Here is a 14,265-nt window from a genome sequence, read left to right on the forward strand (position 1 = left end):
CTGATTGTGTTAAAAAAAGAACAACATTCCAGTTTTGTAACCTCTCTACTAGAATGTTGTTTTTTTCTGAAATTATTCTTTTTTAACCGATTACCTGATGATTCAGCCATTTTTTATTTTTCAGCCGAATCGCATAAATGATTCCACGTACAGACCAGTCTGCAAACATTCCGATCCATACCGCCATCGGTCCCATTCCGAATCCTCTTGCGAGAATCATTGCAAGAAGCACTCTGCAAAACCACATCGAAAGTACTGATACGGTCATTGTAAACTTCACATCTCCAGCCGCACGGAATCCATATGCCGGAATGAAAGAAAATACCCATGCAACAGGTTTGACAATCGTGATCCAGGTTACCATATGAATACAAAGTCTTGCACTCTCCGCTTCCATTCCCCCGAATTTTGTAATTGGATAGACGAGAATATACATCACAAGACAGGAAATTACAATTACGACCTCTGAAACAATACTCAGCTTTTTCACATAATAAATCGCTTCATCCTTACGACCGGCGCCGAGGCTTTCTCCCACAACGGTCATCAGCCCGACACCAACTCCGATCGCCAGGATTCCATTCAGATTTTCAATCAAATTTGCCATTCCCTGAGCCGCAATGGCAGCCATTCCCATCAGAGAAACTGTAGACTGGATTGCCAGCTTTCCAAACTGGAACATACTGTTTTCAATTCCTGAAGGAATTCCGATATTCAAGATTCTTCTGATTTCTTTCCACTGCGGACGAATCGTAAAGTAATCGTACACGGGGATTTCCAGATCTGGTTTTCGAAGTTTGTACATAACTACAAACATGGCAAACAAAATGTGATAAAAATCAGCTGTCTCGCTGCCTCTTTTGCATGATCCTGCTTTTTGCATCCCAAATAATGTGAGCAGACTACCGTTCCCCGGATGCCAGTGCAAAAAATGCCTGTACGATCAGAATATTGATGGAATCCACCAACGTCACCGCTGAAATAGCTGCCGAACCAAGATTACTGACTACCAGAGTATCCACGGTTCCCATAAAGGAATTCAAAAGCTGATCGATTGCAAGCGGAATCAATAGAGCCGCCATTTTCTTGTTATCAAATAGATGCTTTTGTGCATCCACTTTTTTGCCCCCTCTTTATGTTCTGTCAAATCATTTTGATCAAATACGTTCTTAGGATACACCCATAGTTTCTATTATGCAAGAATAGAGAACAAATCTTGCAGATTTATCTTCTCACGTATTCTCTATCCTCTTTTATGAACATCAAAACAAATCCTGCCAGCAGCAGTATCGCCGCAATCCAGATCGTCCGATCACCAATCTGCCGGATGAATAATGCTCCCATGGCCGCTCCAACCGCAAAAACCAGAATTACAAAGTAATAATGCATACTTTTTTTCTTCAGTTCCTGATTGCCCGTTACCTGATATTTACAGAGCATTTCTGTCGCACTTCGCATATTTCCGATACACATGGTCGTTGCACACGGAATCCCGTGGAATTTCCGGAAGGCATTTACCTGCATCGCACAACTGAATGACATCATCGCATTGGCCGGTACATTCATACTCTGCGGAAACAAGCCTACCAAAAACAGCAATATGATCTGAATGACCAGCACAATCTGTCTCCAGTGGATTTTTTCGCTTTCTTTGCACAGATTCTGAATGCGGACTGCCACATAAACACCACTGATAAACGCCAGCAACGGAATCAGATAATGAAGCGCAACGCCCCAGTTTCCCTCTGCAAGATTCTGTCCCAAAAGTACAATATTTCCTGTCTGGGCATTGGCAAATACTTTGCCTCTGCAATTATAAGAATAGGCATCCTGCAAACCACCGGCCAATGTAAGAAATATTGCCAGCGGCATGGATTCTGACATCTGTCCTTTTGCTTTCATTTCTAAACACCTCTTTTTTTGCAGATATCAAACAGACAACATCTGTCACAATATGGTGCTGTCCTTGCAGTACAGATTTCTCTTCCATGATATACAAGACGATGGCAAAAGCTGCTGCCCTCCTCCGGAGGAATGATCTTCCACAAAGCCATCTCTACCTTTTTCGGCTCTTTGATCCCATCTACAAGTCCCATTCGATTGACCAGACGGATACAGTGTGTATCTGTCACGATCGCCGGTTTTCCGAATACATCGCCCATGATCAGATTGGCACTTTTTCTTCCGACTCCCGGAAGTTTTAATAATGCATCAAAATCATCCGGCACTTCTCCATGATACTCATCACGCAGAATCCTCATACAGGCGCTGATATCTCTCGCTTTGCTTTTCCCAAGCCCGCAAGGTCTTACGATTGCTTCAATCTCCTGTGGATCTGCTTCTGCCAGTGCATTTACATCTGGAAACTTTGCATACAGATCTTTTACAACAATATTGACTCTCTCATCTGTACATTGTGCTGCCAGACGCACTCCTACCAGAAGCTTCCACGCCTCACTGTGGTCATAATCGAGCGTACAATCCGCATCCGGATACGCCGTGCGAAGTCGTTCTATGATCTCCAGTGCAAGTTGCTTTTTTGTCATATGTAATCAACTCCTCTTTTACTATGGTAAACTTTTATTTTTTTCACAATCCGTTTTTTATCATAGCACAAAACAGCCGACATACCAACAGGTACGCCGACTGTTTTTTAATATCTTCCATTTATACACGATTTCTGTACTTCCTGCTAAAAATAACCAATATCACAATATCCACTCCCATCGCCACTGCTGCCACACACCATGCCGCATTGACTCCGTTCCATTCGGTCAGCACTCCCAAAAGATTCATAATAATAAATCCGGCAACACTCTGAATCGTACTGAAGATCGAACTGTAAGCAGATCTTGTCTCACTTTCTATACAATCGCACATCCAGGTTGAAGTGGCAGATTGTTCCACACCAAATCCAAATTCAATCAATCCCGCTCCCATCACAAAACCCGGAAAAGAGGGTAATACAAAAAGAAGTACAAACCCAAAAATACTCATAATATATCACTTTTTTCCTATGCTACAACATTCGTATCTCTGAAATACTGCGGTGTCATACCTGTATACTTTTTAAACGTCCGGTAATAGTGTGACAAATCATAAAAACTCAATCTCCGTGCGATTTCTCCTACCGGTACGCCCGACTGGAGCATCATCTTCGATTCTTCAATTTTTCTCTGATTGACATATTCATTAATGGATATCCCTACTTTCTCCTTAAATCTGCGACGAAGAGCACTTTCTGACAAATAGAACTGCTTTGCAAGCTCTGTAACTTTAATCGTGTCATAAATTTTCAAGTTAATATGTTGCAGGATACATCGGATCAGTGATGTTCTTGCCTGATTGGAAACACCATGAAGCTCTTTTGTAAAATGTATGATTGCAGTGTCTCTCGTTCCCATTTCTGCAAGACCACTTTTTAATAATTCCAGGTCGCCCTGACTGACAAGATTCATGATCTTATTTTCATAATAAAATGTATACTGCTCTACCCAGAATGTCTCATATGCTGTATCTTCTGCTGATTTCCGCACCAACTCCAGCTGATTTTCGCCCACTTGTTTATGCAGCTCTTCAGAATAAATCTCTTCCAAATTCATATCAAACAAAAATCCAAGAAGAATCAGATAATCCCGAATATCTCCCAGTGGATATACCGGAAGTGAAGAGTAATATTCCCAGCATTCTTTTTCTGACAAAATTTTCTTATTTTCCGGAGTCAGATTGTCATATACATGAGAAAACTCTGTACTGGTAACATTATTTATTCGAAACGCTCCAATTACAATTCTGACATCCTGATACCATAAGCACAGAAAAATTTCATTTAACATCCCGCTGTAAAACCGTACAACCTCATCTGAAATATTTTTTTCTTTAAATTCATATGAAATCGGATGCTTATAAATTGATTTGTAGCTTTTCAAAACCCGATTTGTCTCTCTTTCCAATATCCATATGGGCATTTTCAACATCACATGTAACGATTTGATTTTCTTTAAATCCTGTTCACTCAAATCCATATATCCCTCTCCTCTTTCATTTTCTATTCATACGGTACTTTCCTTCATTATTACATAATCAGAGTTGTTTTACCACGCTGCTTTTTGAACTTCCAACATAATTCAGAAATACTGTCACCTTCTTCAGCATTCTCAACAAGACCCACAAGATCTCATTTTTAAATGATCATGCGGGTCTTTGTTGGTGTATTATTTTGATATGAAACACATATCACTTAATAATTTTCTGTATTGTAGTTTCCTTTAGTTCATTTTCAAAATGCTCCTGCATTTTGAGGTACGTTTCTCTCAAACGACATGCCTCTGTTGCAAAACAGCTGCAATACCGGTCATCCTCAAGGCATCGATTCCATTTCATGGTTCTTTCCATGGTATCCATAATCTCGAATAAATTAATCTGTTCTGTCTCTTTTTGCAAAATATACCCGCCATGAATTCCCGTATTTATGGCCAAAATCCCCGCATGATTCAATTTCCTCATAATCTTATAAATAAAAGGCTGTGAAATTTTCAGATTCTCTGACAACTCTCTGGATGACACTATTCTCCGCTGCTTTGCCATATAGATGACTATACGAATGGCATAGTCTGTTGCAATATTCAATTGCATCTTATTCCTCCTTTCAAAAGGCTGAACAGTAATAGTGTTTTTTTGCTGTCATATTTTTCCACCATCATGTCTTTCGCCTCTTTCTTTATAATACATACTAAACCGCCACGCTACACTTTTACCTGAAAGGAGTCAGTTCTTACATGCATTTCTCAATTTATACATTGTCGGACGAAGATATTTTTTCAATCCTTTTTTCTTTAGGTCTTCTCAAAAACGGTCAACGGCGTATAATTAAAATTAACCGCAGCGGTTAAGGAGGAAGAAGATCATGAACAAAAAATTTTTTGCACTGCCCGTCCAGAAACAGGAGGCGATTCTCAATGCGGGATTTTGTGTATTCTCACAGAACTCTTATAAGAAGAGCCCTACAAGTGAAATTGCCGATGCTGCAGGTATCAGTAAATCCCTGTTGTTTCACTATTTTTACAACAAAAGAGAACTGTATCTTTTTCTATGGGAAAAATGTGCGCAGATTACCATGGAGGCTCTGGAAAAAAGCGGCTGTTATGAGCAGACTGATCTGTTCGATTCCATGAATTTAGGTCTTCAGGCAAAGCTGGAGATCATGCGCCGATATCCGCATATGGGTACATTTGTAATGAAAGCATATTATGAAAAAGATCCAGATGTACGCCCTGCGATTCAGGAAAGCATTGCAAAATACGCTGATTTTAAGACAAATACCGTCCTGTTAAATCTGAATCCGGAACATTTTATTGAAGGACTTGATCTGGAAATGATGTATCTCGATATGCTATGGGCATCTGAAGGATATATCTGGGAAAAGCTGCAGCATGATCATATCAATGTTGATGAGATCGAAGCGGATTTTATAAAACTGATTGATTTCTGGAAATCCATTTACTTGCAGAAAGAGAGGTAACTTTATGAATGCGATCCAACTATCAAATCTAACCAAATATTACGGAAAATCCAGGGGAATCTTAAATTTAAACCTGGATGTAAAAGAAGGGGAATTCTTTGGCTTTATCGGTTCAAACGGCGCCGGTAAATCCACCACGATACGTACACTGCTCGGCCTGATCACGCCCTCATCCGGTCAGGCAAAGATTTTTGATGAGACAATCCGGAAGCGCAATCCCAAAATTCGTTCCCACATCGGCTACCTGCCTTCTGAGGCGGTGTTCTACCGTGGAATGAAAGTCAAAGACCTGTTAAAATTATCTGCTGATCTTCATTACAAAGACTGTTCTGTGGAAAGAGAGATACTATGCAGACGCCTGCAGCTGGATGTCAACCGGAAGGTCGATGAATTATCTTTCGATAATCGAAAAAAAGTAGCAATCGTATCTGCACTCCAACATCAGCCAAAGCTTCTGATCTTAGATGAACCGACAAGTGGTCTGGATCCTCTGATGCAGAGGGAGTTTTTCCATATTATCCGGGAGCGCAATGAACAGGGCGCTACCGTATTTCTTTCCAGCCATGTCCTCTCAGAAATTCAACGGAATTGTACGAGAGCCGCGATCATCCGAGAAGGGCGGATCATTGCCTGTGACCGTGTGGAGGCGCTTTCTAAAACAAATGCCAAGCGGATCAGCGTACAGGGACAGGTATCGCTTGATTCTCTGGAAGAAATTCGTGACCTGAAGGAAAATGACGGTGTTTTCAGCTTTCTTTACGGTGGAGATATCCATCGGCTCCTTGAAACACTCTCAGCCGGAACGATCACCGATCTTTCCATTTCGGACCCTGATCTGGATGAAATTTTTCTGCACTACTATGAAAACGGAGGTGAACAGGTATGATTCTAATCAAGCATGAATTAAAACAGGGATGGAAATCACTTGCCGTCTGGACTGCTTCTATCGGATTTTTTATTATCATCTGTGTGTTCCTGTATCCGGAAATGAAGGGAGAAATGGAAGACATGAACGAAATGTTCTCCTCTATGGGAGCCTTTAGTTCAGCATTTGGTATGGATCGTCTGAATTTTGGCACTCTGATCGGTTTCTACGCAACAGAATGTGGCAATATTTTAGGGCTGGGCGGTGCATTCTTTGCATCTCTTATTGCAGTCAGCAGCCTTGCCAAAGAGGAGAAAGAACACACCGCAGAATTTTTATTCGCACACCCGATCAGCAGAAAAAAGATTCTCACGGAAAAACTGACCTCTGTCTTGTTCCAGCTTCTGATATTGAATGTGATCGTGTTCCTGTTTTCCGTTGGATCCATTTCACTGATCGGTGAAGAAATACTCTGGAAAGAAATCTGCCTGCTGCATCTTGCCTATTTTCTGATCCAGATTGAGCTTGCCGGCATCTGTTTTGGAATCTCCGCATTCCTGCGCCGCAGCGGACTCGGCATCGGACTTGGCATTGCCACAATGATGTATTTCCTGAACATTATTGCCAATATCTCCGATCAGGCAAAATTTCTGAAATATATCACCCCGTTTGGTTATGCAAACGGAGCAGATATTGTTGAAAACGGCAGTCTGGATACCGGTATGGTTTTGACGGGGATGCTGTTTGCTGTAATCGGGATTTTAACCGCTTATTGGAAGTACAGCAGAAAAGATATTCAGGCATAAAAAACACAGCCGCAGGTTCTCTGCATTTTGTAACCTGCGGCTGCATTTTTTGACTATTCCATCCACTTCAGCGTTTCCCTCTTGTCACTGTATAATGGCTCTTTCTCTGTTTTTTCGTTTCATACCGAGCTTTGTCTGCCTCTATATAGTATGTCTCAAAGCTGCATAGACAATGCTTCCAGATTTAATAGATTTTCCGTATATTCAATGGATTCCTTCAAACTGCTCACAAGCAAATCGGATTTTAATACAAAACCAGTTTCCCTCTATTTCCGCAGTAATCTCCCCGTTCATTTTCCAGACGAAGCCTCTGGATATGGAAAGCCCAAGTCCGGTAGAATTTTTGCTTCTTGCTCTGTCCGCTTTATAGAATCGTTCAAACACCCTTTTGATATCAATCTCTCCCGGATCTGTCACTTTATTTCGAAAGACAAGCTCCGCCTCATTTCCATTCTTTGTGAGCTGAATATTGATTTCTTTATTTCCGTGATCCAGTCCATTTTTGATGATATTCTGCATGGTACGTCTCAGCGCCTGCCGGTTGCCCTGTATCCACACCGGTTCTTCTGTTATCTCAAACTGCGGACGAATTCCCTGTTCCATCCAATTATCATAATAAGAAAATACTGTCTCTTTTAAAATCTGACTCATATTCTGACGTTCCAGCTTTAATTCATATGTCCCGTTCTGGAGCTTTGTATAGGTAAATAATTCCTCAAGCATCTCCTTAAGGCTTCCGATTCGTTCCTGAATAATGCCGATATAACGTTTTCTGTCAGATTCTTCTTTCGCTTCCTCCAAAAGCTGAAAATACCCGTCAAGAGAAGTAAGCGGTGTTCTGATATCATGAGAAAGATTCGTATAAATATCCGCGATCATCTGCTCCTTCTTCCGATAGGCTGTCCGCTCTTTTTTCCTTTCTTTCAGCATCTCATTCAAAAGCTCTGTCAGCTCGCCAATATGTCCCCATTGCATTTCTTTCGTAATCAGCATATTACTTTCATGTTCCTGCAGGAAACGCAATTGGCGGCAGATGTCTTTTATCTGCCGCTTATAATTTACCAATATACATATGAAAATAAGAATTGCTATGGATAACACTCCAATCACGATGTACATCCCTATATATCCCTCTTCTTAAATACGGTACTGCATACTTCGATCATCACAATGACAAATGCAATACTTACTGCCAATGCCGTTACTGCCATCTTTGCCGTGACATTTGTTTCCAGGAACGAGATATTTCCCGTCACTGTATATTCCAGAACATGAAAATTCTTGATATGTGCCTTTGCGATCAGATTATCCAGAAAGCTGTAAAAGATTACAAGCACATTCATACAGAGACAAACACTCAGCATCATACTGATGACATTGTTGCGCAGTACGATCGCAATGCACATCACGATGATAAGCAGTGCAAAATGTAACAGCGTCTGTATTCCCGCATATTGCAGAAATTCTTTTACAGGTCCAAATACAAGCTCATCAAAGAAAAGTGCATTGCTGATCGTCTGAATCCCTGTAAAAATCAGCATCGTTAAAACTGTGTAGACAAACAGAGACACTCCTTTTGCAAATACGAGTCCCCTGCGGTCTCTTACCTGCCCCGCAATATTTTTGATAAACCCACTCGTCATATCTGCCGTGGAATATAACACTGCAAAAATCACCATAAAAAGTGCGAGAAACTTTCCTTTGATATTTCCATAAAACAGGTCAAATACTGAAACCGTATCTCCCGGTTTTGTCGGCACAGTTACGTCCATTCCAAGATTGACAGTGTCGCTTTTCTGCTGCCCTGTCGCATATTCATACATTTCCTGCTTTTCTTCCATTGTATATGTTTTCATTTCATCCGCTGACAGCCCTGTAGTAAATAAAATTCCCGCCGCCAGAACCAGCCATATCACATACAAACTTTTTGTTTTGAACATCCGATATAGTTCCATCCGAATCATATTAAGCATTGTGGGCACCTCCTGTCAGATTCAAGAAATAGTTTTCCAGTTCTTCGTTTGTGATTCCGATCCCTTTTACCGGAACTCCTGCTTTTGCCAACTCCATATTGACAGCTGCACTTTCATTCAGCCTCTCATAAATATGGATTGTACTCTGGTTCACAACCTGATAGTTGGTAAATCCCATCTGATCCAGGATCGGAAGCGCCGCCTTCGGATCATCAAGCGTAAGCTCCATCCGCTCACTGCAGCGAGTCATCAATTCTTCTCTTGTAAGCTCCTGGATCAGACTTCCGTTGTGAATGATTCCGTAGTGTGTCGCGATCTTTGATAATTCCTCCAGGATATGACTGGAAATGATGATCGTCATATTCTGCTCCTCTTTCAGCCGCAGCAGCATATCACGGATTTCCGCAATCCCCTGTGGATCCAGACCGTTGATCGGCTCATCCAGAACAAGAAGATCCGGTTCTCCCACAAGCGCCAGCCCAATCCCTAAACGCTGTTTCATTCCAAGCGAAAAATGCTTTGTTTTCTTCTTTCCGACTTCCGAAAGCCCCACAATCTTCAAAATATTCTCAATATATTTTGAATCATTGATTCCGAATAATCTACACTTGATCGCAAGATTGTGATACGCTGACATATTCCCGTAAATCCCAGGTGCTTCAATCAGACAGCTGATACGGGATCTGACATTTTTGAGTTCCTCATTTCTATATCCAAACATTTGGATCTCACCGTCGGTCGGCTTTGATAATCCGCTGATCATTTTTAAAAATGTTGTCTTTCCGGCGCCGTTTCTTCCGATAAATCCGTAAATCGCACCTTTTTTCACGTGCAGATCTACATTGTTGACTGCCTTATGATGCCCGAACTGCTTTGTCAGTCCGCTTGTACTCAGTAAATACTCGCTCATCCTTATTTCTCCTTTTCCTTTGATCTGCTCTTATTCTACGAGGCAACTCCTAATCCATCGCAAATAAAAAGTAAAAAAAGAGTAAATTTACGGATGAAGACGGTATCCGATTCCCCATATCGTCTCAATATATTCCTTGCTGGTCACAGATTTTATCTTCTTGCGAATATTGCTGATATGTACATCCAGCGTCTTTGTCTCTCCCATATAGGCCTCTTCCCAGGCATACTCAAAAATCTCTTCTTTACTGAATACCTTTTTCGGATGCTTTAAAAGAAGCTCCAAAATAGAAAACTCCTGCCTTGTAATTTTCGGGAGCTCTGTCTGATCCACCCTCACACAAAAATTTTCTCTGTCCAGTTCCAAACCCTGATAAACCAAATTGCCTTCACTGAAACTCCCTTCCATTCTCCGGATCTGCACTGCAACACGAGCCAGTACCTCCTTGATGTCAAATGGCTTCGTCACATAATCATCCGCACCACTTTGCAACACTTCCACCTTATCATCAATTGTATCCTTCGCTGTCAGAATAATAACCGGAGTATTTCCCTGCTTTCGGATCTCCTGCAGCACCTCTTCCCCGGAAATTCCCGGCAGCATCAGATCCAGAAGCACTACCGAATACCGGTTCATTGCAAGAAGCATACGCGCCTCTGTTCCTGAAAATGCCTGTGTGCAGAGATAGTCCGCTTTCTCAAGAGCCTCTTTTAACAGCCCGTTTATGTTCATATCATCTTCTACAATTAATATTGAATGCATGCTTTCACTCCTTTAGAATGTCAGTCTCTTCTAACACAATTATTATTTATCGGCATTTTATCATGTTTGGATGTCTCTGACAACAGATTTATCTTATGGCGTTCTTCATGGATCTTACATACTCACCGATGTAATCCGGCGCCTCTTTTCCATGTTTTTCCAAAAGCTTGATAATCGCAGAGCCTACAATGGCTCCATCCGAGATATCTGCCATTTTCTTTGCCTGCTCAGGCGTGGAAATGCCGAATCCGATTGCACAGGGTACATCCGTATTTTCTCTTATCACTTTTACGATCGAATCCAAATCCGTCTTGATTTCACTTCTCACACCTGTCACTCCGAGACTGGAAACGATATAAATAAAACCTTCCGCTTCTTTTGCGATCATTGCAATCCTGTTTTTAGAGGTTGGAGCAATTAAAGATATCAGATCCACACCATACTGACTGCAGATCGGATGAAATTCTTCTTTTTCCTCAAATGGCAGATCAGGAAGAATCAATCCGTCAATCTCAATCTCTCGACACGCAGAAATAAACTTTTTTGCACCGTAAGAGAAAACTACATTTGCATAAGTCATAAAAACCATCGGCACTGTTACATCTTTCCGCAGCTCTTTTACGAATGCAAATATTTTATCCGTAGTGATTCCTCCCTTTAATGCTCTTAAATTTGCCCCCTGAATGACGGAACCTTCTGCGGTAGGATCAGAGAACGGTATGCCAAGTTCGATGAGATCTGCACCATTCTCTGCGGCAGCCCGGACAGCCCTGGCTGTTGTTTCCAGATCCGGATCGCCGCAAGTAATAAAGGCGATAAAAGCCTTTCCTTTTTCAAATGCTTTTTTAATGTTACTCATAAATATCCTCCCCTCTGTAACGGGCAATCGCGGCGCAGTCCTTATCACCTCTGCCTGAAATCGTAATCACAATGATTTTATTCGGATCCATTGCCGGTGCAATCTTCATCGCGTGAGCAACTGCATGCGCCGATTCGATTGCCGGAATAATGCCTTCCGTCTTTGCAAGATATTCAAATGCATTTACTGCCTCATCATCCGTGACCGGCACATATTCGGCTCTTCCGATGTCATGCAGATAAGAGTGTTCAGGACCTACCCCGGGATAATCCAGGCCGGCGGAAATGGAGTAAACAGGAGCGATCTGACCGTACTGATCCTGGCAAAAGTAAGACTTCATTCCATGAAAAATACCAAGTCTGCCGGTTGCAATCGTGGCTGCTGTTTCCAATGTATCAACGCCCCTTCCTGCCGCTTCACAGCCGATCAGTCTGACATTCTCATCTTCAATAAAGTGATAAAAACTGCCAATCGCATTGGAACCACCGCCTACACAGGCTATCACCGCATCCGGCAATCTTCCTTCTTTGACAAGCATCTGATCTTTGATTTCTTTGGAGATCACTGCCTGAAAATCACGCACGATCGTCGGAAACGGATGCGGTCCCATGACTGAGCCGAGACAATAATGCGTATCTGAAATACGGGACGTCCATTCACGCATTGCTTCAGAAACCGCATCTTTCAGAGTTGCCGTCCCTGTTTTAACCGGAATCACATCTGCTCCGAGCAGTCTCATACGATATACATTTAGCGCCTGGCGAACGGTATCTTCTTCGCCCATAAACACCACGCACTCCATCCCCATAAGGGCTGCAGCAGTTGCAGTTGCAACACCATGCTGACCTGCTCCGGTTTCAGCGATCAGCCTTGTTTTTCCCATCTTTTTTGCAAGCAGAGCCTGCCCCAGTACGTTGTTGATTTTATGCGCACCGGTATGATTGAGATCCTCACGTTTGAGATATATTTTGGCGCCGCCAAGGTCTTTGGTCATTTTCTCTGCATAGTACAATCTGGATGGTCTGCCTGCGTATTCATTCAAAAGTTCTGTAAGCTCCCGGTTAAATTCGGGATCGTTTTTATAGTTGTTATATGCTTCTTCCAGTTCAATCACTGCATTCATCAATGTTTCGGGAATATACTGTCCACCGTGAATCCCGAAGCGTCCGTTTGGATTCGTCATAATCGTTCTTCCTTTCTGACAGCAGCAACAAATGCCGCCATTTTCGTTTTATCTTTGAGCCCATCTGTCTCAATGCCTGAACTGACATCGACCGCATACGGGTTTAATTGTCTCACCGCATTTTCTACATTATCAATGGAAAGTCCGCCAGCGAGGAAATACGGTCTTTGTATGTTTTGTATCTTCTTCCAGTCAAATACAGTTCCTGTCCCTTCGCCGGAATCAAGCAGAATATAATCTGCTAAGCAGGATTCAGCATTTGTAATATCTTCTGACTTTTTTATACAAAAAGCCTTGATGATCGGTTTATCCGTAAGCGCCCTCAGTTGATTGATCTCATTTTCATCTTCAACGCCATGAAGCTGGGCAATATCAATAATTCCTTTATTTAAGAGAGCCGCAATCCGTTCAGCCGCTTCATTTACAAATACCCCAACTGCTTGAATGGTAGGAGCAAGCAGTTTTTTTAATTCTGCTGCTTCTTCAGGCGTTACATATCGTCTGCTTTTCGGTGCAAACACAAAACCAATATATTCTGGTTTCAATTGATTGGCTGCATCTATATCACAAGGACGAAACAGTCCACAGAGTTTCATTTTTGTCATAGCACACCTCTCAATTCGGCAAGCTTTGCTGCTTTATTCTCTGCTCTCATAAGTGTTTCTCCAATCAAAACAGCATCCGCACCGATCTCGCAGAGTTTTCTTACATCTTCGGCACTGCTTACACCACTTTCAGAAATAAACAGCACATCGCGTGGAATCAGCCTTCTGAATCTGCCGCTATTACCGGTGTCCACCGAGAAATCTTTGAGATTGCGATTGTTGACTCCAATCATACGTGCCCCGGCATTTAATGCCATTCTCACTTCGCATTCATCGTGTGCCTCGACCAAAGCGGAAAGTCCCAGCTCATCGCAAATGCTGATATATTCTTTTATTTGTTCCTCACTCAATATAGAGCAGATCAAAAGCACCGCTGATGCGCCTAACACCTTTGCCTCGTAGATCATGTACTCATCCACCGTAAAGTCCTTGCGCAGACAGGGAACAGAAACAGCGTCGGCAATTTTTTTCAGATACTGGTCACTTCCGAGAAACCATTTTGGTTCGGTCAGTACCGAGATGCAGTCTGCCCCTGCCGCTTCATAGTCCTTTGCAATCTGCAGATATGGAAACTCTTGAGCGATGATTCCTTTGGATGGAGAGGCTTTTTTGCACTCGCAGATAAAAGAAAGTCCCGGTTTTTTGATTGCTTTTTCAAATGTAAAATTGCCTTTCGGCAGGGATAACGCCTGCTGTTTCAACTCTTCAAGTGATATTCTTAACTTTGCCTGCACGGTGCGCTCTCGGGCGCAGCCGGTAAGCTGATCTAAAATCGTCATAC

Annotated in this window: 16 protein-coding genes and 1 pseudogene; 3 read left to right on the forward strand and 14 right to left on the reverse strand. The window is 42.2% G+C overall.

Going from position 1 to position 14,265, the window contains the following annotated elements:
- Positions 1–82: 82 nt before the first annotated feature.
- From FXV78_RS04635 to FXV78_RS04660, 6 genes and pseudogenes are all read right to left on the reverse strand, one after another.
- Positions 83–1,082 (reverse strand): annotated as a pseudogene (locus FXV78_RS04635) (MATE family efflux transporter).
- A 142-nt stretch (positions 1,083–1,224) separates the two neighbouring features.
- Positions 1,225–1,902, reverse strand: a complete 678-nt coding sequence (locus tag FXV78_RS04640; protein WP_004842069.1) for a YoaK family protein — start codon at positions 1,900–1,902, stop codon at positions 1,225–1,227.
- 2 nt (positions 1,903–1,904) lie between these two features.
- On the reverse strand, positions 1,905–2,546 hold the full coding sequence (locus FXV78_RS04645) for an endonuclease III domain-containing protein (RefSeq protein WP_004842068.1): 642 nt from the start codon (positions 2,544–2,546) through the stop codon (positions 1,905–1,907).
- 121 nt (positions 2,547–2,667) lie between these two features.
- Positions 2,668–2,997, reverse strand: a complete 330-nt coding sequence (locus FXV78_RS04650; protein WP_004842067.1) for an MFS transporter — start codon at positions 2,995–2,997, stop codon at positions 2,668–2,670.
- Between the two features lie 17 nt (positions 2,998–3,014).
- Complete coding sequence (locus tag FXV78_RS04655) at positions 3,015–4,025, reverse strand: helix-turn-helix domain-containing protein (protein ID WP_004842065.1); 1,011 nt, start codon at positions 4,023–4,025, stop codon at positions 3,015–3,017.
- 211 nt (positions 4,026–4,236) lie between these two features.
- Positions 4,237–4,635 (reverse strand): RrF2 family transcriptional regulator, encoded by a 399-nt coding sequence (locus FXV78_RS04660; RefSeq protein ID WP_004842063.1) that lies wholly within the window; start codon positions 4,633–4,635, stop codon positions 4,237–4,239.
- Positions 4,636–4,906: 271 nt separating this feature from the next.
- On the opposite strand from FXV78_RS04660, the gene FXV78_RS04665 reads away from it, so the two are divergent.
- From FXV78_RS04665 to FXV78_RS04675, 3 genes are read left to right on the forward strand one after another with little or no spacing between them, the layout of a single operon-like run.
- Positions 4,907–5,521: a TetR/AcrR family transcriptional regulator gene (locus tag FXV78_RS04665; RefSeq protein ID WP_004842062.1), complete on the forward strand. Its 615-nt coding sequence runs from the start codon at positions 4,907–4,909 to the stop codon at positions 5,519–5,521.
- Positions 5,522–5,525: 4 nt separating this feature from the next.
- The gene (locus FXV78_RS04670) at positions 5,526–6,407 is read left to right on the forward strand and encodes an ABC transporter ATP-binding protein (RefSeq protein WP_004842061.1); all 882 of its coding nucleotides are present in this window, start codon (positions 5,526–5,528) and stop codon (positions 6,405–6,407) included.
- Complete coding sequence (locus FXV78_RS04675; RefSeq protein ID WP_004842059.1) at positions 6,404–7,192, forward strand: ABC transporter permease subunit; 789 nt, start codon at positions 6,404–6,406, stop codon at positions 7,190–7,192. The genes FXV78_RS04670 and FXV78_RS04675 overlap by 4 nt, the downstream gene beginning before the upstream one ends.
- A 204-nt stretch (positions 7,193–7,396) precedes the next feature.
- On the opposite strand, the gene FXV78_RS04680 is transcribed toward FXV78_RS04675, so the two are convergent.
- The 8 genes from FXV78_RS04680 to trpC all read right to left on the reverse strand — a co-directional run bounded on the left by FXV78_RS04680 (position 7,397) and on the right by trpC (position 14,263).
- Positions 7,397–8,311: a sensor histidine kinase gene (locus tag FXV78_RS04680; RefSeq protein ID WP_004842057.1), complete on the reverse strand. Its 915-nt coding sequence runs from the start codon at positions 8,309–8,311 to the stop codon at positions 7,397–7,399.
- A gap of 2 nt (positions 8,312–8,313) precedes the next feature.
- Entirely contained in the window at positions 8,314–9,165 is an 852-nt protein-coding gene (locus FXV78_RS04685) for an ABC transporter permease (protein ID WP_004842056.1), read from the reverse strand.
- Positions 9,158–10,075, reverse strand: a complete 918-nt coding sequence (locus FXV78_RS04690) for an ABC transporter ATP-binding protein (protein WP_004842055.1) — start codon at positions 10,073–10,075, stop codon at positions 9,158–9,160. Before FXV78_RS04690 ends, FXV78_RS04685 begins: the two co-directional genes overlap by 8 nt.
- Before the next feature lie 87 nt (positions 10,076–10,162).
- Positions 10,163–10,837, reverse strand: a complete 675-nt coding sequence (locus FXV78_RS04695) for a response regulator transcription factor (RefSeq protein ID WP_004842054.1) — start codon at positions 10,835–10,837, stop codon at positions 10,163–10,165.
- A gap of 88 nt (positions 10,838–10,925) precedes the next feature.
- Positions 10,926–11,696 (reverse strand): tryptophan synthase subunit alpha, encoded by a 771-nt coding sequence (gene trpA, locus FXV78_RS04700; RefSeq protein WP_004842052.1) that lies wholly within the window; start codon positions 11,694–11,696, stop codon positions 10,926–10,928.
- Positions 11,689–12,879 carry a tryptophan synthase subunit beta gene (gene trpB / locus FXV78_RS04705; RefSeq protein WP_004842051.1) on the reverse strand — a complete coding sequence of 397 codons (1,191 nt, stop codon included), beginning with the start codon at positions 12,877–12,879 and terminating at the stop codon, positions 11,689–11,691. Before trpB ends, trpA begins: the two co-directional genes overlap by 8 nt.
- Complete coding sequence (locus FXV78_RS04710) at positions 12,876–13,484, reverse strand: phosphoribosylanthranilate isomerase (protein ID WP_004842050.1); 609 nt, start codon at positions 13,482–13,484, stop codon at positions 12,876–12,878. Before FXV78_RS04710 ends, trpB begins: the two co-directional genes overlap by 4 nt.
- Positions 13,481–14,263, reverse strand: a complete 783-nt coding sequence (trpC, locus tag FXV78_RS04715; protein ID WP_004842048.1) for an indole-3-glycerol phosphate synthase TrpC — start codon at positions 14,261–14,263, stop codon at positions 13,481–13,483. The genes FXV78_RS04710 and trpC overlap by 4 nt, the downstream gene beginning before the upstream one ends.
- Positions 14,264–14,265 lie beyond the last annotated feature (2 nt).

This window comes from Mediterraneibacter gnavus ATCC 29149 (genome assembly GCF_008121495.1).
Lineage (GTDB): Bacteria > Bacillota > Clostridia > Lachnospirales > Lachnospiraceae > Mediterraneibacter > Mediterraneibacter gnavus.